Raw genomic sequence first — 26,251 nt, forward strand, 5'->3', positions numbered from 1 at the left:
TTTGAAATAAATTATTTGGATACAACAGCTTTTACAGGAGTTCCTTCACCTAGACGTAGCATGTTAGATACAATGATACTATCGCCAGTCGTGATACCCGATGTGATAACTGCATCCGTTTCTGTCCTGTTGCTTATGGTTACGCCCAAAGGTTTAGCCATGCCGTTTTTTATCACAAAAACAGTATATCCTTTCTCGCCGGGTGCTAAGGCTTCTGTTGGCACCATTATGCCTTTTGCTCCCTTATTGGTAACACGGAAATGGACTTTAGCAGACAAACCTGCCCTAAATTGTCCATCAGCATTATTTGCAATAGCTTGTACCTGCAAGCTCCTGCCTTGAACGTCCAGACCCGGTTCGGTAGCACTTATGGTTGCCGAATACTCTTGGCCGGACAATTCGGAAGTAAACCTGACAGTATTCCCTGCCTGTATCAGTGGTATATATTTTTCCGGAACAGAGAAATTAATTTTGATCCTGCTTTGATCCTGCTTTGATCCTGCAGCATCACCAGCTCTACGCCAGGCGATACATAAGCACCCAAATGCACTTTTGAAATACCGATTTTTCCTGAAAATGGAGCCCGGATTACAGTCTTACTTAGATCTACAAGAAGTAGTTCTTGCTGTGCAACTAAGGATTGGAAACGCATGACCGCCTCGTCATTTTCCTGAGGCCTAACCGTTTCGGTCTTTAAGAGATTGCCCATCCTCTCTTTATTCAGCCGAGCCAGCTCCAATTCGGCACCAACCTGTTTTAAGCGGGATCGGATGTCGGCATCATACAATCTGTAAAGCACAGCTCCCTGGTCAACGTAACTACCTTCTTTAAAAGCTACCTGTGTAATTTTTTGAGGCAATTCACTCACGATAGAAACTTCACGATAAGGCATCATTGTTCCTACCACAGCTTCTTCTTGGTTGAGCTGCTCTTCCAGTGCGATGATAATGTCTACCGGCAGTTTGCTGGCATCTGCATTAGCTGTTGTTGTTTCTGGCGATTTATCAGTTTTGATTTCACAAGAAATCAATAAGATGCCCAATAAAGGAATTAAAATCCCTAACCTTTGTGTGGTATGTTTGTATAACATGGTCTTTTTTTTAATTATCCAACTAACTATTAAATTGTACTGTCAAAATTATGCACAGATGCCATCGTGTTTTCTACACAATTACGGCTAAGAGTTGTGAGATTTACTTTATGCCTTTACCAACTGTAAATGGATGTACGGAATAAAAAAGCGAAACCCCGTTCGTATAAACAAACGGGGTTTCGCTAAATCACTTTACTTGTTAGGGGCTTTTGTTTATGAGAAATCTACCTCAATTTTCAGGAAGGATTATTTGTATGTGGTTGTTCCTGCGCAATAGCCATCTTATCAAATCTTACTCGTTTATAATAGGACGAAGTAAAGCCAGTATGTTTTTTTAATTGATTGGATAGATGTGCCGGACTGCTGTAGCCTAAAGAATACGCAATTTCCGACATAGATTGATCTGTATAAACTAAAAGCTCTTTTATTTTTTCAACCTTTCTTGATATAATAAACTTTTCAAGAGTATATCCCTCCGAAGATGAAAACAAAGAACTTACCGAATCATAATCTTTGTTTAATTCATTACTGATAAGCGTTGAAAACTTGACAGGCTCACCGTTGTCCAATTGTTCCTGAATACCTTTTTCAACAGCATTTTTAATCTGATCGATTATTTTTTGATTCTTATCGTATAACAGATCAAATCCATTTTTTTCCAGCATCGCTCTCACAATACCTTCTTCAAAGATCGTTTTATCGGTCATTTTTAGAATTACCTCACCTAGGCGAATTTCTGAAATTTCCAGATCAAGCTTGGAGAACTCTTCAGATAGAACATAAATACACCTGTTACATACCATCCCTTTGATTAATAGCTTCAAAGTTTTCTCCATCACTTCCAGTTGTTAGATTATTTTTTCCACTTCAAGCGCAAACTGTTACTTACCACGCTTACACTACTCAAAGCCATAGCAGCTCCGGCTATCATAGGGTTTAGCAAGAATCCATTAATCGGATACAATATACCTGCAGCAAGAGGAATACCAATAAGATTATAAATAAATGCCCAGAATAAATTTTGCTTGATTGTTGATACCGTTTGTTTGGACAAACGAATAGCTTGAGGGATCTTGGTAAGATCTGATGAAATAATGGTCATTTTAGCTACATCCATTGCGATGTCACTTCCCTTACCCATTGCTATACTTACATCTGCCGTTGCCAGTGCAGTACTGTCATTAATACCATCACCTACCATTGCTACAACTTTACCTTGCTGTTGTAACTCTTTTACAAAATCTGCTTTGTGTTGTGGTAATACCTCTGCTTTATAATGTTTGATCCCAGTTTGCGAAGCGATAGCTTTTGCGGTAGCTTCATTATCCCCGGTAAGCATATACAGTTCAATGCCCATATCCTGCATTTCTTTAATCGCTTGAACTGATGTATCTTTAATCTTATCGGAAATTGCGATTACAGAAAGTGCCTGTTTACTATCGGCAAACCAAATTACAGTCTTAGACTCTTTGCCCCATTCATCCGCTTGATTCAATAATGAATTTGGAATAGCAATATTATTCTCGGCTAACAATTTCTTATTACCTACAAAATAAGTTTTTCCATTGTAATCTCCTTTAGCACCTTTGCCCGTAATACTTTCAAAATCAGACAAAATAATACTTGACACACCTTCCAGGTTTTTCACTACGGCTTCCGCCAATGGATGTTCTGATTGCTTTTCAATGCTCAATAAAACGCCTTTGGTTGCGTCATCATCGTTTAGCCATTTAATACCGGTAACTTGTGGTCTACCTTCGGTAATGGTTCCAGTTTTATCCAAAACAATAGCAGTCACCTTTCTTGATAGTTCTAAACTTTCGGCATCCTTTATTAATATTCCATTTTCGGCACCTTTACCTACACCTACCATAATCGCTGTAGGTGTAGCTAGACCCAAAGCACAAGGACATGCAATAACCAATACAGTAACAGCTGCCAACAATGCTTGCGCTACAGCATTATCACCACCCAGGATTAACCAAAGCGCAAAAGTAACAATAGCAATACTGATAACTACAGGAACAAAAATACCAGCAATTTTATCTACTAATTTTTGTACTGGGGCTTTACTTCCCTGAGCATCCTGCACCATCTTTATAATCTGGGCAAGCATAGTTTCTTTACCTACTTTAACCGCCTTGAAATGGAAACTTCCTTTTTGGTTAATCGTGCCGGCAAATACTTTTTCGTTTTCTGTTTTCAGTACAGGAACGGGCTCTCCACTCAACATACTTTCATCTACATAAGAATTACCGGAAATAACCATTCCATCCACAGCAATTTTTTCACCAGGCTTTACCAGGATAACAGCTCCAACATTAACATCTTCAATAGCTACCTGTTTTTCTGTGCCATCCGGTTGAATAACCATCACTGTTTTGGGTTGCAGACCCATTAATTTTTTAATGGCTGAAGAGGTATTGCCTTTAGCCTTTTCTTCTAACAATTTACCAAGGAGAATGAATGCGATAACTACGGCGGCGGCTTCAAAATAAACGTGGGCATGTAATCCACGTTGATGCCAAAAATCCATAAATAACATATTGAATACACTAAACAGATAAGCAATTCCCGTACTCAAAGCTACCAATGTATCCATATTGGCAGAACGATATTTGGTTTGCTTCCATGCATTTATAAAGAAATCTTTACCCAGCCAAAGGATTACAGGTGTGGAAAAGAACCACATGATCTCATTGGCATAAGGAATATCCATAAAAAACATACCAATGGCTACTACGGGTAAAGACAGTATAACGGCCCAAATGGTTTTATTTTTTAATTTTTTGAATTTCTCTGCATGGATGGCCTCTAAAGATTCCTGCTGTTTCGTTTCGTCTACAATAAGTAAATCATAACCAACGGCCTGAACAGCTTTTTGCAGCTTAGAAGCATTTGTAAGATTAGAAAGGTACTCCACGGTTAAATTTCCCGTCGCAAAGTTTACAGAAGCGTCAACTACTCCAGGCTCATAAGTTACAATACTTTCCGCGCTGCCTGCACAAGATGCACAAGTCATTCCAAGAACCGGAAAAGTGCCTTTAACTGTTGGAATGCCATACCCCAGATCTTTAACAACCTTTACGGCTTTGCCTACTATTTCATTATCAGTAACAGTAATGGCTACCCTGCGATTATTCAGTTCTACTTTTTGGGTTTCAACGCCTTTAACCTCTGCTAATCCTTTTTCTACGATCAATGCACAGTGTTCGCTTTCTACATCTTCCAGCGGGATGTAAATTATTTCCTTAGTCTTATTTGTCGCCATAATTCGCTTGTTGTATTATACATGCAAAGTTGGCAACAATACCTATGAATTGAATTGTGGAATTATGGATTTGATTTGTAATATTTACTTACACCTTATCCAGTGGCTTTCTTTTCTCTTCGCGAATTTGTTTGAAATGACTTGGTGTTAAACCAGTTACTTTTTTAAACTGATTACTGAGATAAGCAACACTTGAATAATTTAAACGGATAGCAATTTCGCTTAATGATAATTCATCATAAACTAAAAGCTCTTTTATCTTTTCGATCTTTTGAGCTATAAAATATTTTTCTATTGTAGTACCCTCTACCTCAGAGAACAGATTAGAAAGGTAATTGTAATCATGATTGAGTTTTTCACCTAATATGTCAGATAGATTGTTTTTTACATCATTATCTTGATGATGCACTAAATCAATGATTATATTTTTTATCTTTTCAATTATTCTACTCTTTTTATCATCAATCACTTCAAAACCTAAAGGAATTAGTACTGCTTCCAATGAATTTCTTTCATCTAAGTTTAGCTCCCTTGTAAGGGTAACTTCCCCCAGCTTAATATTTGTAAACTCAAAACCAAGTTTTTCGAGTTCATTTTGAACTACCATTATACAACGGCTGCAGACCATGTTTTTAACGAATAATATCCCCATATCCTTGATTTAGATCAGAATCTTTTATTATTATACATCGACAAACTTAACATTAAAATTTAATTACCCATCATTATGTCAAATCTGTTGGATCTAAAATGAGTTAAACATCATAAGTCATGTGAAATATTTCTCCCAACGTATCTATGTGAAAATAAGACCAAAATTACAAGTTTAAACAGATATTAGTTATCTTTACGTTATTATTATTTAATAAGCTGAAAGTTAAGTGAACCTATAGGTGACCCTGTTTTTAGAGAAGATTGTGAAAGCCCTATTTTGCTGGGAAAAATATAAAGGTTTCGGAGCCTCTTTCTCCGCTTAAAACGCGAGCACTAATAAACATTAGTGCTCGCAGTGTTTTTGGCCGGAGCCTAAAACTCCGGAACCTTCTAATCAAAAAAAGTCTTTCTTTTTAAAAATCCAGTAAAAATGGGACTTCCCAAATTTTTCTTTTGTCTTTCTTTTATCACAACATACAAATTATCAAAACCTAAGTGCACCTATTAGTGTACATTTTTTTATTTAAAATATAAGAAAATAAGCACAATATTAATAATAAAATAGTTTTCCTGTAGCTGGTTATATAAATATATTATTTAGATATTACATGGTCGAATCTATCTTTGAAAAAACGATTATTGTAAACATAAATAGCTCCAGTATTAGAACCACTTTTATGAATAGTAATTACTCTAGACTTATAATTATTATTGATTACCTTTATTAGAAAACACTAGGAACTCAATCTTCTCACTGCTTTTTATCAGAATAAATCAACACTATTTCCCAGTTTATCAGCTGCTCTACAGAGATGACACCACTGCCTTTTAACTTTTATATAAGTTTCATCCCTTCTCCAACTACTCCAACTCTGAGGTTGCTTTTTTCATCTTTGTCACAGTAAAAGGCGTAAATTATATATCCATCTTTGGATTGTAACATGGTCTACCCGAAAGCCATACATCTTCATTATTTCTTCAACATCCCGATAGCTTAAAGTAAACCTAAGCTTTAAATATACTGCCTGAAGAATTATAGATTTAGGATCACAATGACCTTTGGTGTTCATTATAGAATTTAGAAAACTAAAGGTAAAACTTATTCTTAGATGCGACAGAACCCCTCAATATTATAAGGACATTATAATAAACTCACTCCTCCTATTGGCTTGGTGTTCATCCTCAGTGCATTCTACATTATCGCTGCATTTATTTATGAGCTGTGTTTCACCGTATCCTCTTCCCGTAAGTCTATTGGCTTCAATGCCTTGTCCTATCATCCAAGCAATAGTAGATTTTGCCCTCCTGTCTGATAATTTTTCATTGTATCTGTGTGACTGTTGGCTGTCCGTATGCGAACGCACATCAATCTTCATTGTCGGATGTTCCTTCATTACGTCAACAATCTTTGCAAGATCAAATGCGGCATCCGGTCTGATGTTCCATTTGTCCAAATCAAAATAAATGATCTTGATTTTGAACACCTTTGCCAAATCATCTCCAACTTTTACAGGAATTACATAAGGTTCCATTTCAAACGGCAACTTGGTCTCTCCTGTCTCACTGCCAATGACAACCGTTTGTTCAACCGGATTATAGTCTTTCTTATTGGCCCTTACATAGTATACTTTCTTGCATTCCACTACATCAAAAGTATAGGTTCCTTTCGCATCACTGTAGACTTCAGTAATCTTGTTCATTTTTTCATCAAACAGGGTAACCTTTGTGTCTGTCAAAATTGCCCCAGTCTTTACATCTGTTACAATACCTGTCAATAATTGTTCACAGCTCAATTTTTTAAGCTCCTTGAATTTGTATATATCATCATAGCCTAAGCCTCCTTCTCTATTTGATGAGAAAAAACCAACTTGCGTTTTGGTATCAATCAAAAAAGCGAAATCATCCATAGGGCAGTTTATAGGTGCTCCAATATTGATTACTTCCTTAAAGCTATCCCCAATCTTTGAAACAAATACATCCAAACCTCCCAGCCCCGGATGTCCATCAGATGAAAAATACAGTTCATGGTCATTAGAGATAAACGGGAATGTTTCCTTCCCTTCCGTATTAATTCCTGTTCCGAGGTTTTCAGGCGTACCAAAACTTCCATCCTCGTTGATGCTTACCTTATACAGATCTGACTGTCCATAAGTTCCCGGCATATCGGAAGCAAAATAAAGCGTCTTTTCATCAGGGCTCAAAGCGGGATGTGCCGTACTGTATTGATCGCTGTTGAAAGGGAGTTCCTTTACATTGGTAAAATTTCCGTTTTCGTTCAAGGTAGCCTTGTATAATTTCAACTTTGTTACCCTGTCATCGCTTTTTCGTTTCTTGCCATCGGTATAATTGCTTCTCGTAAAATATAGGGTAGTGCCATCATTGGTAAAAACAGGTGTGGCCTCGTCAAATTTTGTATCAATGTTTGGCTGAAATCTTTCCGGTTCTTGCAGATTACCACCACCATCCACATTCGAAGCAAACATACTTGTAAATGGCTGGTTGTTCCACTTATGGATTTTCATACTCACACCCTTTGATGTTCTGGAGCTGGCAAAAACCAACTGGTTTTTAAAAAAGGCTGTCCCGTAGTCCTGGTATCCTGAATTGATTCCTGCATTTTCTATAACAAATCTACCCGAGTTTTCTTCAATTACCTTGAGATAATCCTTTTGCTGGTTGTACAATCTTGCCCTTAAATCATTACCGCTCTTCTCATTGAACGCATCAAGCATCGTATTGGCTTGATCGTACTTTCCTATTGCCTTTAAGGACTGGGAATAGCGGTAATAGTATTCCGGCTCTACTTCCAGTACCATCGCAAAAAGTTCGGCATACCATTTCTCTGCCTTGTCAAATTCGGCATTGAAATAATAGGCATTGCCCAGTTTTTTGAACATTTCGACATCCTTATAGCCCTTTTCGGCTACACGTTCGTAGGTTTTTATCGCATCGATATAGGCAAAATTATCATAATCCTTGTCTGCCCTTTTGATTTTAGCCTGTTGGGCATTCAATACAAAAGAAGTTATGCTCAATAGTGCTATGAATAGGTATTTGTGTTTCATACTTTTTTATTTAGAAAAATCTTGGAGAAATAATCTTATCATAATTCTTGAACAATTCAAATCTTAGAAAGATTTCATGGGATCCTGAATTATAGTTGGCCAGTTTTGTCGTTTCTGCATCATAGGAATAGCCTGCCAACAGCCCATCTGTAATCTGGAAGCCTACCATTGCACTAAGCGCCGCACTCCACCTGTAGGCAACTCCCAAAGTCAGTTTTTCGTTGAATAAAAAATTGGCTGAAAAATCCACTTGCAAAGGAGCTTGCTTTACTAATTTTGTAAGCACTGATGGCTTAAATTTCAGTTCTGGACTTAAGTCAAAAACATAACCTCCTATAAGATAATAATGCATTTTTTCCTTCGCAACAGAGTTGTCTCCACCATCAAAATGTTTGGTTTCTAAAAAATTAGGAACAGACAATCCAAAATAGGAACGATCAGAATACCAAAAAATACCTGCTCCTATGTTGGGTGAAAACCTGTTATCAATATTGTACTGTAATTCCGGATCACCTGGTTGTTGTGTCAGTTTTGTAAAATCAACATTCAGTAAGTTTGCAGTGGCTTTTAATCCAAAAGCAAGCTTATAATAATCTGACGTATATATCGTATAGGAAAAATCTACAGAAATGGTGTTTTCATCAGAAGGCCCTATCCTATCATTGATAAAAGACAACCCTATACCTACATTACTGTTTTCTATAGGCGTGTGAACAGATACAGTGTTGGTAACAGGTGCCCCGTCAAGACCAACCCATTGTGTTCTGTGCATCCCAAAAATACTCAACACTTCCCTTGAACCGGCATAGGCGGGATTGAAATTTACAGGGTTATACATATATTGTGTAAATTGTGAATCCTGCTGGGCAAAACTTATTCCTACAGCTAGCATTAACCATAAAGAAAAAATAGATCTCATCTTTTTATTTGTTCTCATTATATATTTCTTTTTTGATTAGTCTCTTATTTGGTCTGTAGGTATAAATAACCGGCTTTTCGTCTGGTATGGGTATCGTTACCTTGCGGGACTTTATAGGTAAGTATATAGAAATATGTTCCTGAAGGTAATTTCTTACTACCGTCGATTGTTACCCTTCCATCTGAATAACCACGAAATACATTTCCTTTGGTATCATAATGTTCTGTTTCAAATACTTTAACACCCCAACGATTATATATCTCTATAGTATTGTCCGGATAATTCTCCAAACATTCTATAAAGAAATAATCATTCAAACCATCTGGTGTATCTGGTGTAACAGCATTATAAATGGTAATACAGTCTGGAGTAATTGTTTTCACTCTTGCAAGTGTAAATACTCCATAACCCGACACTTCAACCGGAGTTGACACTGTTCTCGAAGCGGCATCGGCTATTCCGCCTTCATCTACCCACCTGTTCTGCACTTCGTCCCACCTCACTATATGGATGTCACTTTCTGGAGAAGCGATAACATCTGCCGGTGTAGTGGTAAGTTCATCCCAACTTAGGGTCAAGAGGATATCTGAGGTGCCGCCATCCTTTGTCAGTGTCCAGTATTCTTTGTTATTGATCAGTTCTATCTCTGGTTGTTTGCTGGTATGCGGATACAGTCCGTTTGAGTTTTCAAAAAAGTATTTTCCTGTAAAAGTTGAAGCCACTTCGGCTGGAGCTGAAATCCTTGCATAGCGGTAAAGATTCTTGTCTCCAATCGGGTAGATAAAATCCGTGCTTCCATTCTTGATCACTTCACCATCAACATGGCTGCCATTCCAAGTCCCCGTGTGTGCGGCATCCTGTTCGAATGAAATTGTACCTCCAAAGCCGTCATTGTCCACCACTCCTTGATTGAATTCAGAATTTCCATAGATGCTGATATCGCCGGACAACTGAAAAGCGGGTTGGGTACTTTCATTATAGAAAAGCACATCCAGAAATTCACTGGGCATGGCTCCTGATATTTTCTGAATGCTGCTTCCTTGGAAACGGGTATATCCATCTGTCATCGGTCCAGGCGTGAAAGTCACCAAGCCGTCGTTATTGAAGTTGGCATACACGTAGAACTCTCCGTCGTTGACAAAATCACCCGTAGGCTTATTGTCAAAATCAAACAAAGTGCTCACAATGGTACCCGGCTTCACGGCCATGATACCCGTGTTTACCGTTTGTCCCTGGCATACGCCTACTATCAGAGATACCCCAAGTATTATCCTATGTGTCAACAACTTATTCATATCATTTTACTTTTTATCTTATTTGTTTCTTAAATTAAAGAGGATGACATTCAGTAGTACCCGCAAAGAATTAACGGTATTTGTAGGACTCGATCCCTATCATAAATTTCATCTGCTCTCTATGCCTAGTTTTTTTACCCATATAAAAAAAACAGTATTACTTTCGGGATTTTTTAATGTACCTCACTCTTAGTATTGTAGATACTTCTATTCTATGTTTCCAATAACTGTTATCAATATCTTACCATCAAAGTACCATCGGCTTTTCTGTATAATCCCCCCACAGGAAGTCCTGCTGTTACGGCGGCAGCATTATCTGCATACGTATTACAGCCTACAATAATTGCTGGAGTAAGATCGGCCGCATCTTTCACGATATGGAGCCTTGTATTGGTTGCAGGGGAAATTATTCCAATGCCCACGGTTCCTGCACCCGAAATCCTCATCCTTTCTGAATTCGCCGTTTGAAAAGATAAAGGAGTTGCCGTCTCTGTTCTCACTATCAATCCTGTACTTCCCGTTCCGCGACTTGCTATCTGTCCAACAGCATTATTATCTGCATAAATATCCACTATTGAATTCCCACCAGTAACTGCTATTGATCCCCTTCCTGTACCTGTGGCTGTAATCCTGCCTTCTGTTCCTGCATTAGACACAGATACAGTATTGCCATTTCCTGAAAACCTAAAGGGGTGGTCAGTAGCCCCATTTCGGGTAGTTATTACAGTTGTCCTGTTTAGCGTACCGCCCAATTCAATTTCATTCGTTGTTGCATTCTTGGTCAGACCGTTGTTGGCCAAAGCAAAACCCGATGGGGTTGTCCAAACTATCTTATTACCCACACTTTGCGTCATTACTTGTCCAGCAGTACCAGATGTCACAGGAAACCAGTATTGTCCCTTGGAAACCCCCACCGCATCCTTAAAGTCAAAGCGTACACCCTCTGCCTTTTGTACCATAATCTCAGATCGGTCGTTTTCACTTAGAAAGGTCGTAGGTGCATCGGTTGTAGAGTGTACCAAACGGAGACCGTCGTTTTGCAGGGATATGGTAGATCCATAATCATTGGTAACATTATAGGTTTCCATAAAAAAGTTACCTGAGCTTGCCGTCCTTACAGTAGATCTTGCCGTTTCAATAGCACCCGTTACCAGCCGGGAGGACATTTCCGACTGCACGTCATTCACAGCCATTGTAGATTCCGTCGTAGAAGTTTTGGCTTGCATCACCGAAGCAAAAGGATGAACAGCCATCATCTTGTAATCTCCTGTTGAGTTGTCGATCCGGTAATTAAGGATGGATTGGGCAGGTAAGATAGGATGGTCCATCTCTGTCCCGTAAGTGATGTTCCCGTCCGCAACTTCTGATTTGAAAGTTCCTTTCACCTCCATTTTTTTCGTGGATGCCGCACCGCTAAAATCCCCCACCGCAACACTACCCGTTTGATAGATGCTTTGGGCATTGGTACCCGCCTTGGCAGTACCCGCCTGTATCTGCCATGGTTCAAGGCTAACGGCATCATTCTGGTTCAAAAGCCTGATCCATTGGCTGCCTGCCGTGCTCCAATAGTAGTAGCCAGGGGTTACATCGTTGGGTGCCACTCCAGCCGTAGCAGTATTAAATACCGTCAGGGCATCTGCTGGTGCAGTTACTGGTGCGGCGGCAATGGTACTGGTCAAAGCAACCCTAGGTAATAAAGCGCCCTTATTTGTTGCCGTCATGTCTATAACGGACGACGGTGCCGGACTATTTGTTCCAAAACCTTCTTGTGCGTTTGCTCTAACGGTGCCAAACAAAGCCATAATCGTTACAAAAAGTAGATTTTTATTTTTCATTGCTTTTGTATTTAACATTACAAATTATTGTTTTTCTTACTCAAAATCAGTCCAGAACTTACAGCCGGAAGTATTCTGCTATTTTCTTTTTATTAAGTCAGCACCTTCTGATGGCCAACTAATGTGGGGAATAAAGTAGAAGGGCTTTATCCAACTTGTTTACTAAATCCTTTTTTAGTTTTAAAAGCACTTCAACTAATCATTATAGCAGTTCTGAATCTGAATCAACAGGGTTCAGAACTGCTTTTAAGCTTATTATATCCTACTGATGATAAACCAGTTGCTTCCGTCATATTGCATTACCCATCCTTGGTAAGGCAAGGTGCCCGAAATAGTTGCCGTACCATCAATGTTATGTCCGTTACCATTTACCGTAACGGTATTGGCTGTACTGTCAACTTTTTTTACGTTGTATTTTTTTCCTACAGTTGGCGCTGAAGGAAGCGTTACGATTACGGTTCCCCCAGCAGCATTTACCAGGATGGTTTCGTCCGCAGCTGCAGCCGCATAATTGGCTGATTCGGTTCTGATGGCCGTAGTTGTTGGAGCAGCTATGGTTTTTAAAATTCCATTTGCATCTGCCACTACAATCTTGTCTCCTGCTGTTCCTGCATTGGCATTAATACCACGAACACGAACATTTCCGGTACCGATATCCAATCTTTCAGTAGGAAAATTTTGGTCAATCCCTATGTTTCCTTCTCCCGTAATGCGCATTTTTTCTATACCATTAGCACCACCACCTGCAGACGTACTAAAGATGATTGGTGCAGAAACATTAGTATCAGCTGTACCTAAATATAAACTGGTACTATTGCCTCCCGTAGTGATCTGCGCATTAGAGTTTTGGAATTGCTGGATAAACAAATTACTGTCGTCCCCGCCATAGATCGATAGCGAAGCTCTTCCGCCAGAACCAGATTGATTCATGCTACCATCGGCACTCCAAAAAGTTTGCTGCTCGGTACCGTTAAAAGTAAGTTGATGATTATTTATACCAAGCGTACGATCTGATGTAAGTAAGCCATCAGCAGTATAAATATTTTCAATGACAGGAGTAAAAAGACGACCATCTGTACCTGCTATCAAAGCATTATCTGCATCTGCCGATATAAGGTTTACGTTTACATTGTTGGCCTGTTCATTCGCATACACCAGCTCTCCTGCTGCAATAGATAAAGTGGTATTGGTCTCAGGGGCGGCGATATCGGCTGCTGTTACTGTCTTCAAAACACCTGTCGCATCGGCTACTACAATTTTATCTGTGCCTGGTGTCACACTTGCCTGCAAGTTTTCGAAGCGTACAGGATTTACTGTGCCTGTCGTTTTTACGTGCAATTTATTAGTAGGTGGCAAGTAAGTGGCAAAATTATTAGCAGTGGCAGTGCCCAGACCCAAATAGCCATCAGTTGACAATACCATTTCTGGTGGGTTTAAACCAGAAAGTGGAGCGCTTTTAAATCCTGATATACCGCTATTTACAAAAAAGTTTAGTTGCCCTTTCTTGTTATTATAATCTATCAGGCCAGCAGAAATACCTGCAATATCTATTTGTGCGTCGGTACCGCTCTTAAACGAGTAATTCTGTCCCAAAGTGACACCTCCTGCAACCCAGGAACCATGTCCTGTGTAACCTGCCAGGCTAGCAGAAGTCAAATTTGCCAAATGTCTAACACTCACTATCCCCAAGCCAAAATTTGTTGCAGGAACATTAGTTGTTGCCTTTTCAAATATAGGTGTGGTAGCTAATGAATTAGCGTAGACATGCAGCCTGCCCTCAGGCGTGGCTGTGCCGATACCTACATTACCCATTTGGTAGATGTTTTGCGTATTGTTAGTTGCTTTATTCGCAGTCCCTTCCACTTGCCAAGGCTCTACTGCATCATTTTGATTTAAAAGCCTGATCCACTTGCTTTCTGCCGTACTCCAATAGTAGTAACCTGGCGTTACATCATTTGGTGTAGTTCCTGCCGTGACTGTATTGAATACGGTTAAGGCATTTGCCGGAGAGGCTATGGTAACAGTATCTTCAATATCTGTCAAAGCCACACGTGGCATCAACACTCCTTTGTTTGCACTTTCTACTTCCAATACAGCAGATGGCTGTTTGATGGTAGGGTTGGTTCCCACCTTTAATTCCTTATTCTGTGCGTTTACACTATAGCCTCCCATTGACAATAGGGCTATAAATAGTGCTGTTCTTATCGTATTTTTTTTCATCGTTCCTGTTTATTTATGAACCAATTGATTTTTTAAAAAGATTTTAGGAGTTATAAGTTATGTATCACTGATTGCCTTGATTAACATAAAGGGCAACCCGTAACTTATAACTTCTTTAGTCAATCATATACCAATCAGTACCATCACTCTGGATACGGATTGTTGTGTTATAGTTAATCCCCGTAAAGGTGTCAATCTCATTCAATTTAATGCTTTCGCTAAAAGTGAGCAGGTTTGCCGTGTCATCTACCTTACTGATTACTATGGTCCTCCCTGTACTGCTTGCCGCAGTTGGTAGGGTCAGCGTAAACGGTGCTCCTGAAGCATCCGCTAAAATAGTAGCATCATTCGCCAGGGCGCTGTAAGCAGCAGTAACTTTCACTACCTTGCTTGCATTTGCATCCTTGACCCTTAGTACACCCGTTACAGCATCTGCCATCACAATCTTATCGGTTGCCGTTGCATCCTGAAGTCCAGCTATTGCAAGCGTATTCGCTACAGAAGCTGTTATTGTGGTAACTTCTGTCAATGGGCCTCCCAATTTCACATCACCTAATGTATCGTCGATATCTGTACCGTTTGAAGCTGTTGCCGCCAGTACTGAAAGGTCAACTGTTCCCGAACCGCCATCTTCCAAAGTAAGTGTCAACTCCTTTGTAGCTGTATCAAAATCAAACACTTCAATTTGCTGATCATCTGTATCGGTAACGGTAGTAGCTACTACATAAGGATCTCCTGATGTTCCTGCTCCTGTAACTGAAATTCCAGTTCCTGCAGTAGTTACACCACCTTGCCCATCGGCACCTGCTGGTCCTTGAAGTCCTGCTGGTCCCTGTGGACCAGTTGCTCCGTCAATACCGTCGGTTCCATCAGCCCCAGCTAATCCTTGAGGTCCTTGTGGTCCTGTTGCCCCTGCAGGACCTACCGGTCCGTTGATGTTCGTCCATGTATTGGTTGTAGGGTTGTATACCCATGTACCGCTGTCATTCGTAACTATCGTAACGCCATCCCCTGGTGCACCCGGAGTACCCGATCCCGGGATTCCAGGGGTACCGCTCTGGCCAGGCTGGCCCTCGACTCCAACTGTTCCCGCTGGACCCTGTGGTCCCGTTGCCCCTGCGGGACCGTTGATGTTTGTCCATGTATTGGTTGTAGGGTTGAATACCCATGTACCACTGTCGTTGGTAACTATTGTAACGCCATCCCCTGGTGCACCCGGAGTACCCGATCCTGGGATTCCTGGGGTACCGCTCTGGCCAGGCTGGCCCTCAACTCCAACAGTTCCTGCTGGGCCCTGTGGTCCCGCCGGTCCGTTGATGTTCGTCCATGTATTGGTCGTTGGGTTGAATACCCACGTACCACTGTCGTTGGTAACTATTGTAACGCCATCCCCTGGTGCACCCGGAGTACCCGATCCCGGGATTCCAGGAGTACCGCTCTGGCCAGGCTGGCCCTCGACTCCAACTGTTCCTGCTGGGCCCTGTGGTCCCGCCGGTCCGTTGATGTTCGTCCATGTATTGGTCGTTGGGTTGAATACCCATGTACCGCTGTCGTTGGTAACTATTGTAACGCCATCCCCTGGTGCACCCGGAGTACCCGATCCTGGGATTCCCGGGGTACCGCTCTGGCCAGGCTGGCCCTCAACTCCAACTGTTCCCGCTGGACCCTGTGGTCCCGCCGGTCCGTTGATGTTTGTCCATGTATTGGTTGTAGGGTTGAATACCCATGTACCACTGTCGTTGGTAACTATTGTAACGCCATCCCCTGGTGCGCCAGGAGTACCCGATCCCGGGATTCCCGGGGTACCGCTCTGGCCAGGCTGACCCTCAACTCCAACTGTTCCCGCTGGACCCTGTGGTCCCGCTGGTCCATTTATATTTGTCCATGTATTGGTTGTAGGGTTGTATACCCATGTACCGCTGTCGTTGGTAACTATTGTAACGCCATCGCCTGGTGCACCAGGAGTACCCGATCCCGGGATTCCCGGGGTACCGCTCTGGCCAGGCTGGCCCTCGACTCCAACTGTTCCTGCTGGACCTTGGGGTCCCGCAGGACCTGCCGGTCCTTGCAAACCTTGTCCCATATTAACAGTTACAGCTACTCCTGCTTCATTCGTATAGGTAACAGTTCCATCCCCATTGTCAACAAAAGTTGTAATGGTCTCGTTATTCTGAACTATCTCTTCAAAATTAATAACCTGAACATTGCCATCATTATCGATATAAGTAAACTGGTTGGTTATAGGATTGTAAGTTACATTTCCTCCTGTATTATCTAGATCTGTCGAGGTAATAATCCTATGCCATCTATCCACATACCAGTAGTAATAGCCTGGCTTAATATCAGCTATAGTAGAAATATTGAATACCAGCAAACTATTAATATTACCGTTTGTTATAGTAGCAACATCAACTGTACTGGTCAAGGAAACATTTGGGATGAGAATACCCCTGTCACTCGCAACAATCTCCAACTGTGAGGAATTGTTCGGATTTGGTGTGCCTATCCCCACCTGTCCATATACACCATAGCTTGCCCCCAAGGCAACAATTAATGGGATCAACTTGTTTTTCATCTTTTCTTTTTTAAATTTTAGTACTATACACTACTTGCAATACTGTTATACAGTATAATTTATAACATCTAGAAAATATATTCATACAATCCACACTATTACAAAGCATTGGGAAAAAGCCATTAAGCATTTTTATGTGCTGCAAACTTTTAAAAACATTTTACTAGGAAAACGGATAAATGGATATTAGTTTTGACCGGGTATAGTCTTAAACTATTTGATGAAACAAAAGAAGGATTTAGTTGAAAATGAAAAACAAATTGATATACGCACATATACATGTGTATATCTAAAATTTTCAAATACTTGATTTTTAATTACTTAAAAAAAACAATTAGGCTGTTAAAAATATTTTATATATAAAATGAATACAGAATTATTACCTTTTTAAGTAGTAAACGAGTATCCAAATATTACATTTTTCGACGAATATTAATACTTTGGTAGAATTTTTGTTAAAAAAGCTATTTTAACCACCCTAAAATCTTAAAATCCTGCAACAGCAAATTATGGTCTTATCCTCAGTCTCCTTTTTGTCAGCAAAAAATCAATAGTGTTTCCCAGTTTATCAACTGCTCTATACAAATAACCCCACTATCTTTTAATTTGAATATACGTTTCATCTATTCTCCAACTATTGCTAACTCTTAGTTTACGTTTCTTTATTTATGCCAACTTTTGGTGTTCATTAAGAATTTAGAATACTAAGGGTAAAACTTATTCTTAGATGCGACAGAACCATAAAAAACTACTTTGTTGGTTGTAGGGTTGCAACAGAAAGTAAATGATTTTGTAGGCTCCTGCTACCTTTTATAAATTGGTCATCCATACATAAATATCTATTTTTTCACTTATATTATATTTTTTCCGAATCCTGTATTTTTTACCTTCAACACTCCTCACACTGCTACGGGTGGCTACGGCAATTTCCTTTGTCGAAAATCCTAATTTTATATATGCACAGAATTCCATTTCACTTGCAACTATAGTCGGCTGAATTTCAACCAACCTGTCACAAAAATAAGGATGCAGGCTTTTGAATTTTGATAAAAAATAAACACTCCCCTGCTCAGCCAGGTCTTTAACTAACTTAAGCTTATCAATGTCAGCATTTACTTCTTCAATGCGCTTTTCCGTTCTTTCCTTGTAGTATTTTATCAATATAACTTGTCTACGCAATAAAAAGTGGGTGAGCCAAAATACCATAGAAAAAGATCCAATCATTGATTCTAAAAAAATATGATTCTTTTTCATTGGCCAGGGAGAATCTGTTCCTAAATCAAAGAATATCTCAAAAAATACTTCAAAAAGCACAAAGAAAAATATCAATGCTGCTCCCTTACTATTTTTTTTTATGTCAAAAAAAATAGTAAGGGACAATACCAAAGGAATGTAGTAGAAAATAATTCCCGATTCTAGCCCTGTATGAGAAGATAAATAAAAAAAGACAAAACTCAACAGCAGGTAGGTAAAAGTCTGTGCCAGAGCATTAAACTTTAAATCGGTAAATATTATGTAACAAAAAAATACCGATAAAAGAAAAAAAGAATAGCAAATTAAGGACGATATCCAGAATAGATCATACACTGCAATCAAAAAAAACAGTAATGAAAGCGTTAGAAAACTTTTATTCCATAATTTAATAAGCTCTGACTCCCTTTTATCTTTTGATCTTTCAGTTCCATCTTCAATTAATTTACTGTAAAAACCAGAAATGCTTTCTAAAACCATAGTAATTTGTGATTAAAAATGATGTGTGAAATTTGACACAATTTTACACCAAAAAAATACGTGTGTAAATGCATGTATGTAAGCATTTCCGAATATATCACATTAAAAAAAACACACAAACAACTGATTAAAAGATAGTTATATATTTTTGCCAGAAATTAAAAGTTTGATACATAGCTCCTAAATAAATGTTAAAAAACAATATCACAAGTAAGGCATCTATTACAAATAATTTAGCTTTGCATTACCTATTAAAAAAATTATGAGAAGGATATTACCACTTTTTATAGTCCTTTACTTGTTTTCCACTTCACTTGAAGCCCAAACTAAAAAAGATATTGACAAACAATTAAAAGAGGCCGGGTATACTTTAGACTTTGTTGATGCAGAGAAAGGTTTGAAAATTATATTACAGGCAAGAGAAGCTTCCAAACATATCGGATATGAAGAAGGAATAGTTAAAAGCGGGCACATGCTGACTGTTTACTACATGCGGAAGGATGATTATAAAAAAGTAATTGATACCAGCTATGAAGTAGAAGCCCTGGCTTTAGAACACAAAAATTACACCGTACTTTCTGACATATACAGAATGAGGGCTCTTTCACACGGGCAGTTGGGATTGAGTAAGCCAAGTTATGAAGAATATCTGACCGCTCTGGAAGCCTCAAAAAAAATACAAAAGAAAAATACACGTCATTACAAAACATCTCTCATCTACTCAAATATGATAACCTATTTTGATCAAATGGATGATAATCATTCTCAGGATAGTATTTTATATTATCTGAAAAAAAGTTTGGAAGAGATAAAACAGATTGAAGAACCTAATCCTGATGTTAAGCTAAATGATAAATATGACATGCTGGCAGGCACAAACTCAAATATAGGAATGTTCTATATAAATCAGCATGAACCGCAAAGAATAGACCTTGCTGAAAGGTATTTTTTGGATGCTATAGCGATATACAACAATAAAAAGTATAAACTTATGGCTATAAACAGAGTGCTTTTATCAAATTCCTTTGGTCGGTTCTATCATGCAAAGAAAGATTATAGTAACACTATAAAATATGCAACTAATGCCCTCGAGCTAGAGAAAAAAGCAAATTCTCCATACATGCGACAAGAGGCATATGAAATGCTGCTGGATTCTTACCTTGAGATTGGCGACAAAAGCATGTCAAAAAAGTATATGCAATTGTTCACCAATATAAACGACAGTATTAACGCAGTCGAAAATGCACGTATTGAAGCACCTGTAGATCGGATCGTTTCGCAGGAGAAAAAGAAACATACAACTACTATATTAATAATTGCCGGATGTATTATTATCATTATAGCCTTTGCCATCAGATTCTTTTGGAAAAGAAAAAACAGAATATTACATAAGAATTATGAAGTCTTAGTTCAAAAGCTGAGAACAGAAAAAAAGACTGGATCTTTAGCAGAAGAAACAAATGACAACAGTAAACCATTAACAGATAAATCGTTTAATATTATAGAGGAAACAGTTGATGCTTTACTTTTAAAGCTGGAGAAGTTTGAAAAATCTAAAAACATCATTAAAAAAGATGTAAGCCTTACATGGCTTGCTAATCATTTAAATACCAATACACGATATCTTTCTGAGGTTATAAAAAAACATAAAGGAAAATCATTTAGCAACTATATTAACAGCTTAAGGATAAACTACATAGTAGAATTGCTTTATGAAGAACCAAAACACAGGGAATATAAGATAAGTTACCTGGCTGAATTGTGTGGCTTTTCCTCTAGAGAAGTATTTACTACAACATTTAAAAAAGAAACAGGTATTTCTCCCTCTTATTTCCTCGACAATTTAAAAAATGAAATAGACATAACCGATGAGCAGGAGAAGCATAAAATAGTTTAGAATAATTTAGGCTAAGATCTTTAGAAGTAATTATCCTATTCCATCTATTCGGTAATAATTTAAATATGCCGGCAGAAAACATAAATAATGGATGCATTCTAAGAATATGCTGTCTCAAATGTTTTTAGTTTTAATAGCACATCCTGTAACTGAGGTGTTTTTATTATCGCGTCTTTATCTTTATTATATATACTAATCATTTCCAGTTCCCTTATAATAAGGGGCGAAATATTAATATATATATTACCTGAATTGGTCCTTACATAGGGTGATCCTGTCTTTGAAGCATGTCTGGGTTCAACTACAGAAAGTGCGTATCCATATTCTTCAAAGATTCCAAATACATCTTCAACTCCAACATTAAAGTCAAAGTATTCGTCGAATATGGAAGTAAGGATTTTTGTTATGTATGTAAGTTCAATTAAAGGATCTTGAATCAAGCGGTTATTCTCGGGTAAAAAGCTTTTTACGAAACCACTTACTATTTGGTATTGCCTTGTGGTCAAATTATATTCCATACTATAAATAATTTATTAATACTTTAATTTATATAGCAGTTATAGCCTAAATAAAAATTGAGCGATCCTAAATTTGTTTTTTACAAAAGCCTTTATCCAAAAACAAAAAATAAGTATGTCAAGGAGGATGTAACAAAGGAATAGTATACAAGTAATAAAAAACTAAAATCACAAACGCACATATACACGTGTAGTTATTTTTTTTCACTAATCCCTTATTATATTGGATAGTACACCATATGTTTTTATATTAAAGCCGGTATTTTACTACAGTAAAACATTTTAAAAAATTATTTTTAAGTAAGTACGAGTAGATAAAAAATATTTTTTTATCCTAGATTAAACAAATTAATTGAATTTATCTGCCGAAAATTTATGCAAGGTATTGTTCAAGCCTTTCTTTTGGGCATTGGTAATATTAAGGGATAATATCGCCAATAAGATTAGGATCAGTGATTTTTTCATTTTACTTGGAATGTTGCTAACCCCATCCTGCCTTTTAGCCATCAGATTATGAGCATAGCTAAAATATCAGCACCTATCACAAATGTGTCAGGGAGCTGAGTGAATATGGGTATATCAATTATATGCCTCATTTAAACACAATCAGGCAAGTAAGATTTACTTCCCTTATCTTCTACTTTTCATCGATAAATGAATATTAAACAGGATTTGAGGCATATTGTTTTCGGTAAGCCCTGTCTGCTTTACAGATTATATTACCGCTTCGTTCGTTTCCAGAAAAATGACAAATACGATTTTAAGGATTTGCCCTAAATTTTGAAAAAAGACCTTTTGTGATGTCAAAAAAAAGACCTGAGTAAAAAATAAAAGAGCTGGGAATAAAGATGTAAGGATGCCAAAAATATAAATACCGCCAACCATACCCACGGCTCTCATTTATATAGGTATAAACCAATATTCCTGCTGCCAAAGCAATCAGTAATAGCAGCCCAATCATATTAAGCACTTTAATGTCATTTTTTTTCAAAGCAAGATTAACCAAAAATTTCTTGATGTAAAAAATAAATACGATGAACCAAAGTGCCGTGCCCACGCCAAGCAAAATGAATGCCTTGCTGGCAGATGTATTAGTCATCTCAAAATCGCTTTGATGATGATCTCCTGCGTAATGGAGAATGAGTGGCAGTCCAATCGCAAAAAACAACAAATAGATTATCCAAAATAAACTAAAGCCATTTCCAAATTTCATAGAAACCAGTTTTTCAGAGATTAAAATAACGCTTCACGTTTCTTTGTTAAAGATAGGTAATATTTTATTCGCAGAAATGCGTCATTTTATAGCGATGAGTCCGTGTCAGCATATAATTGGATTTGTGATTTTCAACAAAGTATCACAGTACATATACCACTAATAGCGGTTCTTCCCCACTTTAGTGGTGAAAGATAATCTTAATTACAAACTTTATTGATAACACTTCCTAGATAACTTCCAATGATCATTCTATTTACTGAATCTTGCTTTTGCCATTTATCATTATCGATTAAAAGTTCTGAAGTCCAAAAATAAAAAATATTACGTTTTTTTTTGTGCGAGTATTATATTTCAGTAAATTTATATCTTATCAAATCGAATGATGACGTTCTTTAAAATAAGTCGGCTTCGTGCAGGAGCTCAATAAGATAGATTAAAAAATAAATTTACGACAGGTTATTGTGAATTAAGGAGAAGTATCTTGATGACTTAAGGTAGTTTTATACTAAGCGTGGCATATTCGTGGCGCACCTTCCAAAAAACATCAAAAAATAGGTTTTAGAGGTACTATATTCAATGTAGTTCGAATCCCTCACTCTCCGCCCAGCACAATGCCACCCGTAAAAAGGTGGCATTTTTGCTATAACAACTAATTCGTGGCGCATTCGTGGCGTTTTAAATTTTTAATCGAAAGAATCTGCGGTATTAGTGGTTTAAAGGACAATAGTTCGAATCCCTCTTTCTCCGCGGAATATGCGAGCACCAATAAACATTGGTGCTCGCAGTGTTTTTGGCCGGAGCCTAAAACTCCGCAATCTGCCCATTAAAAAAAAAGCATTTCTTTTAAAAACCCAATAAAAATAGGCCTTCACGAATTTCTCTTTTGTCTTCCTCTGATCACAACATACAAATTATCAAAACCTAAGTGCACCTATTAGTGCACTTTTTTTTGTTTAAAATATAAGAAAATAATCACAATATTAATAATAAAATAGTTTTCCTGTAGCTGGTTATATCCAACTCTGAGATTGCTTTTTTCATCTTTGTCACAGTAAAAGGCGTAAATTATATATCTATCTTTAGATTGTAACATGGTATACCCGAAAGCCATACATTTTCATTATTTCTTCAACATCCCGATAGCTTAAAGTAAACCTAAGCTTTAAATATACTGCCTGAAGAATTATAGTTTTAGGTTAACTATGACCATTGGTGTTCATTAAATTAAGAATTTAGAAGACTAAAGGTAAAACTTATTCTTAGATGCGACAGAACAAATAATGAGTTTAGCCTAATTTATGCAATTTCAGATTCCAAAAAACACATTTTGGCTTAACGATAAATAACAGTAAATAACAATAAATAACTATTTTAACGAGATATCAATGATAATTTTGCTCTGTCAATAATATCTAAATCTTTAAATTATGAAGACTAATACCATTAAAAAAACTATAGCGATAATTGTTTTACTATTTTCAGGGTTTATTAATGCCCAGCAGCCAAAAATATTTGGGAAATCTATCGAAAACTTTAACCCGTGCTTTTCAGTAGAATATCAAAAACGGTTAAAAGATAAAATGAAGAACAGTCAGGGAGAGAAGCAATTTGAAAAATGGCTTGCACCCAAAGTCGAAGCTGTAAGAAAAAAGCAGCTGCAAAAAATAGCGAACGAAGTGATAACTCTGCCTGTTGTGGTACATATCATACATAATGGTGATCCTATAGGTACTAATGAAAATATTACAGACGAAAGAGTACACTCGCAAATACAAGTTCTTAACAACGATTTTAGAAGGGTGCCCGATACTCCTGGTTATAACCCTAATACCCCAGGTGTAGATATAGGCATAGAATTCTGCCTTGCACAACGTGACCCAGATGGCAATGCAACTAATGGTATCAACCATATTAACATGGAAAAGGTAAGCTGGGACTGGGATAATATTGAAAATACCCTGAAACCCCAAACTCAATGGGATCCTGAACAATACCTGAACATTTGGGTATGCAACTTTGGCGGTGATCTACTTGGTATCGGTGGGTTTGCATTTTTTCCTGAAGGTTCTGGCCTTGAAGGCCTTGAAGGAGATGAGTCAAATTACTCTAATGATGGTATTACCATGTTTTATAGATGTTTCGGATCTTCTGACACCGTACCCGGACAATATATACCTGGAATGGACAAAGGCCGTTCGCTTACACACGAAATGGGTCACTTTTTAGGACTGAGGCACATTTGGGGCGATGGCGAAGATTGTACAGCTACCGATTACTGTAATGATACACCCACAGCAATTGCTATGAATTTAACCTGTGTTCCAAATGATTCCTGCCCAGACGATGAGGGGTCTGATATGATAGAAAACCATATGGACTACACGCCTGATGAATGCAAAAGTGTATTTACTAACGATCAAAAAAACAGGATGTTGACTGTGTTACAAAACGCAAAACGCAGGTCAAGCCTAATTATATCTAATGCATGTTCCACAACTGCCAGTATAAATGAAAATGAATTACAGGGAATAAAAATACATCCTAATCCTGCATCCAATGTTTTATTCATATCATCCGACCAAATTGATACTATAGGAAGCTATGCGATTTATAACACTTTAGGACAGCTTGTTGACTCAAACATTATCAGGTTTAGCGTAGATCTTCATATTGATACTTCGATCTTGAGTCAGGGTATATATAATATAACAATTATTCAGGAAAATAAAACAATATCATTAAAATTTATAAAAGAGTAGTCGCTCTAACAGTTTCATATGAGATATTAAAAAGGAGATTGGATTTACAATCTCCTTTTTATGTAGAAATCACTATGACTTTTTAGTTTTGTTAAAAAAACTACCATCAACTATAAGAGTTTTCAGAACCGATTTTATTATAATTATCTATTAATATATAACCATTGGTTTTAAAAATAGTATAAAAATATGTTCCAGTTCTGTCGCATCTATTTATAAAGATTCAAGATATTTGAGCACTCCAAATTTAAGCTACCAATTTACAGAACGATTTGAACATAGTAATCCCAGGATTAATCATCTGAATCTTTCTCAACATGTGTACTATTTCAATTCCGTTCAAAGTACGTTTAGCCGATTCAAAACTTTTAAATCCCAAACCGTTTTGTATGCGCCATTTAATAAATCTATGGTCCTGCTCAACAATATTGTTTAGATATTTACATTGTCGAATCTTTATCTTAGAGAATAATCGCTTATTATAAACCTTTATAGCTCCAGTATTAGAACCACTTTTATCAATAGTAATTACTCTGGGTTTCTAATTATTATTGATTGCTTTAATTAGAAAAGATTGGACACTCATACTCTGCCTTCTTTTTGTCAGCAGAAAATCAAAACTATTCCCCCGTTTATCAACCGCCCTATACAAATAACACCACTATCCTTTAACTTTAATATAAGTTTCATCCATTCGCAAACTACTGCTAACTCTAAGTTTACGTTTCTTCATCTGTGTCACAATAAAAGGTGTAAACTTATACACCCATCTTTAGATTGTAGCATGGTCGACCTGAACCCCACTTATTTTCATTATTTCCTTAACGTCTCTATAACTTAGGGTAAATCTTAATTTGAAATAGACAGCTTGAAGAATTATAGTTTTAAGTTAACAATGACCATTGGTGTTCATTAAATTAAGAATTTACAAGACTAAAGGTAAAACTTATTCATAGATGCGACAGAACCAAAAAAAACCCTGCAATTCTTTAGAATATACAGGGCTTTTCAACTAAAAAAAACTCTTTAAAAGTTATTTAAACCATGTGTGTGCTTATCGTTTTAAAGAGAAATGTGCTTTAAATTCTTTGTTTATCACGGTTGTTCCCACAGTTTCAGGGTAGGTAACAGTGAACCAGTAATCGGTTGCCGGTACCGGGTTACCGTTAAAGGTTCCGTCCCATCCGCCATTTTCATCAGGAC

General features: G+C 37.7%; 17 protein-coding genes and 3 pseudogenes. 2 read left to right on the forward strand and 18 right to left on the reverse strand.

All coding sequences use genetic code 11. From position 1 onward, the window contains the following. Positions 1-11: 11 nt before the first annotated feature. The 14 genes and pseudogenes from EPI11_RS19170 to EPI11_RS14310 form a co-directional block, all read right to left on the reverse strand. Positions 12-530, reverse strand: coding sequence for an efflux RND transporter periplasmic adaptor subunit (locus EPI11_RS19170; RefSeq protein ID WP_317125646.1), 519 nt, complete (start codon positions 528-530; stop codon positions 12-14). Continuing rightward, positions 434-1,030 (reverse strand): efflux RND transporter periplasmic adaptor subunit, encoded by a 597-nt coding sequence (locus EPI11_RS19175; RefSeq protein ID WP_241657636.1) that lies wholly within the window; start codon positions 1,028-1,030, stop codon positions 434-436. The genes EPI11_RS19170 and EPI11_RS19175 overlap by 97 nt, the downstream gene beginning before the upstream one ends. A gap of 299 nt (positions 1,031-1,329) precedes the next feature. Beyond that, positions 1,330-1,929 carry a helix-turn-helix domain-containing protein gene (locus EPI11_RS14255; RefSeq protein ID WP_164879179.1) on the reverse strand — a complete coding sequence of 200 codons (600 nt, stop codon included), beginning with the start codon at positions 1,927-1,929 and terminating at the stop codon, positions 1,330-1,332. 17 nt (positions 1,930-1,946) lie between these two features. Continuing rightward, positions 1,947-4,364 carry a heavy metal translocating P-type ATPase gene (locus EPI11_RS14260; protein ID WP_128390651.1) on the reverse strand — a complete coding sequence of 806 codons (2,418 nt, stop codon included), beginning with the start codon at positions 4,362-4,364 and terminating at the stop codon, positions 1,947-1,949. An 88-nt stretch (positions 4,365-4,452) separates the two neighbouring features. Further along, entirely contained in the window at positions 4,453-5,016 is a 564-nt protein-coding gene (locus tag EPI11_RS14265; protein WP_128390652.1) for a helix-turn-helix domain-containing protein, read from the reverse strand. Between the two features lie 766 nt (positions 5,017-5,782). Further along, positions 5,783-5,872, reverse strand: a pseudogene (locus EPI11_RS19280) (DDE-type integrase/transposase/recombinase); the annotation flags it as partial. Between the two features lie 276 nt (positions 5,873-6,148). Beyond that, on the reverse strand, positions 6,149-8,083 hold the full coding sequence (locus EPI11_RS14275; protein ID WP_128390653.1) for an OmpA family protein: 1,935 nt from the start codon (positions 8,081-8,083) through the stop codon (positions 6,149-6,151). A gap of 10 nt (positions 8,084-8,093) precedes the next feature. After that, on the reverse strand, positions 8,094-9,002 hold the full coding sequence (locus tag EPI11_RS14280; protein WP_128390672.1) for a PorP/SprF family type IX secretion system membrane protein: 909 nt from the start codon (positions 9,000-9,002) through the stop codon (positions 8,094-8,096). A gap of 44 nt (positions 9,003-9,046) precedes the next feature. Continuing rightward, positions 9,047-10,297 (reverse strand): gliding motility-associated C-terminal domain-containing protein, encoded by a 1,251-nt coding sequence (locus EPI11_RS14285; RefSeq protein WP_128390654.1) that lies wholly within the window; start codon positions 10,295-10,297, stop codon positions 9,047-9,049. 233 nt (positions 10,298-10,530) lie between these two features. After that, positions 10,531-12,132, reverse strand: coding sequence for a hypothetical protein (locus EPI11_RS14290; RefSeq protein WP_128390655.1), 1,602 nt, complete (start codon positions 12,130-12,132; stop codon positions 10,531-10,533). A gap of 255 nt (positions 12,133-12,387) precedes the next feature. After that, positions 12,388-14,352, reverse strand: a complete 1,965-nt coding sequence (locus tag EPI11_RS14295) for an autotransporter outer membrane beta-barrel domain-containing protein (RefSeq protein ID WP_128390656.1) — start codon at positions 14,350-14,352, stop codon at positions 12,388-12,390. Positions 14,353-14,467: 115 nt separating this feature from the next. Further along, positions 14,468-16,927, reverse strand: coding sequence for a collagen-like protein (locus tag EPI11_RS19180; protein ID WP_128390657.1), 2,460 nt, complete (start codon positions 16,925-16,927; stop codon positions 14,468-14,470). 525 nt (positions 16,928-17,452) lie between these two features. Then, a pseudogene (locus tag EPI11_RS14305) lies at positions 17,453-17,566 on the reverse strand (DDE-type integrase/transposase/recombinase); the annotation flags it as partial. A gap of 171 nt (positions 17,567-17,737) precedes the next feature. Then, complete coding sequence (locus EPI11_RS14310; protein WP_128390658.1) at positions 17,738-18,658, reverse strand: helix-turn-helix transcriptional regulator; 921 nt, start codon at positions 18,656-18,658, stop codon at positions 17,738-17,740. A 262-nt stretch (positions 18,659-18,920) separates the two neighbouring features. Between EPI11_RS14310 and EPI11_RS14315 the strand changes: the two genes are divergently transcribed. Then, the gene (locus tag EPI11_RS14315; RefSeq protein ID WP_128390659.1) at positions 18,921-20,555 is read left to right on the forward strand and encodes a helix-turn-helix domain-containing protein; all 1,635 of its coding nucleotides are present in this window, start codon (positions 18,921-18,923) and stop codon (positions 20,553-20,555) included. Positions 20,556-20,653: 98 nt separating this feature from the next. Here EPI11_RS14315 and EPI11_RS14320 read toward each other — a convergent pair whose 3' ends face one another. Continuing rightward, positions 20,654-20,995 (reverse strand): hypothetical protein, encoded by a 342-nt coding sequence (locus EPI11_RS14320; protein ID WP_128390660.1) that lies wholly within the window; start codon positions 20,993-20,995, stop codon positions 20,654-20,656. An 838-nt stretch (positions 20,996-21,833) separates the two neighbouring features. Continuing rightward, positions 21,834-22,286 (reverse strand): hypothetical protein, encoded by a 453-nt coding sequence (locus EPI11_RS14325; RefSeq protein WP_128390661.1) that lies wholly within the window; start codon positions 22,284-22,286, stop codon positions 21,834-21,836. A gap of 1,430 nt (positions 22,287-23,716) precedes the next feature. Here EPI11_RS14325 and EPI11_RS14330 point away from each other — a divergent pair. Beyond that, positions 23,717-25,048: a M43 family zinc metalloprotease gene (locus tag EPI11_RS14330; protein ID WP_128390662.1), complete on the forward strand. Its 1,332-nt coding sequence runs from the start codon at positions 23,717-23,719 to the stop codon at positions 25,046-25,048. A gap of 247 nt (positions 25,049-25,295) precedes the next feature. Here the strand turns inward: EPI11_RS14330 and EPI11_RS14335 are convergent. After that, positions 25,296-25,928: pseudogene (locus EPI11_RS14335) on the reverse strand (IS6 family transposase). A 174-nt stretch (positions 25,929-26,102) separates the two neighbouring features. Continuing rightward, positions 26,103-26,251: T9SS type B sorting domain-containing protein (locus EPI11_RS14340; protein ID WP_128390663.1), on the reverse strand; the 149-nt coding region annotated here is incomplete at its 5' end.

This window comes from Flavobacterium cerinum (assembly GCF_004028155.1).
GTDB lineage: Bacteria > Bacteroidota > Bacteroidia > Flavobacteriales > Flavobacteriaceae > Flavobacterium > Flavobacterium cerinum.

Coding starts and splice junctions, on each gene's coding strand:
- EPI11_RS14255 (WP_164879179.1), bottom strand. CDS start 1,929: ATGGAGAAAACTTTGAAGCTATTAATCAAAGGGATGGTATGTAACAGG.
- EPI11_RS14260 (WP_128390651.1), bottom strand. CDS start 4,364: ATGGCGACAAATAAGACTAAGGAAATAATTTACATCCCGCTGGAAGAT.
- EPI11_RS14265 (WP_128390652.1), bottom strand. CDS start 5,016: ATGGGGATATTATTCGTTAAAAACATGGTCTGCAGCCGTTGTATAATG.
- EPI11_RS14275 (WP_128390653.1), bottom strand. CDS start 8,083: ATGAAACACAAATACCTATTCATAGCACTATTGAGCATAACTTCTTTT.
- EPI11_RS14280 (WP_128390672.1), bottom strand. CDS start 9,002: ATGAGATCTATTTTTTCTTTATGGTTAATGCTAGCTGTAGGAATAAGT.
- EPI11_RS14285 (WP_128390654.1), bottom strand. CDS start 10,297: ATGAATAAGTTGTTGACACATAGGATAATACTTGGGGTATCTCTGATA.
- EPI11_RS14290 (WP_128390655.1), bottom strand. CDS start 12,132: ATGAAAAATAAAAATCTACTTTTTGTAACGATTATGGCTTTGTTTGGC.
- EPI11_RS14295 (WP_128390656.1), bottom strand. CDS start 14,352: ATGAAAAAAAATACGATAAGAACAGCACTATTTATAGCCCTATTGTCA.
- EPI11_RS19180 (WP_128390657.1), bottom strand. CDS start 16,927: ATGAAAAACAAGTTGATCCCATTAATTGTTGCCTTGGGGGCAAGCTAT.
- EPI11_RS14310 (WP_128390658.1), bottom strand. CDS start 18,658: ATGGTTTTAGAAAGCATTTCTGGTTTTTACAGTAAATTAATTGAAGAT.
- EPI11_RS14315 (WP_128390659.1), top strand. CDS start 18,921: ATGAGAAGGATATTACCACTTTTTATAGTCCTTTACTTGTTTTCCACT.
- EPI11_RS14325 (WP_128390661.1), bottom strand. CDS start 22,286: ATGAAATTTGGAAATGGCTTTAGTTTATTTTGGATAATCTATTTGTTG.
- EPI11_RS14330 (WP_128390662.1), top strand. CDS start 23,717: ATGAAGACTAATACCATTAAAAAAACTATAGCGATAATTGTTTTACTA.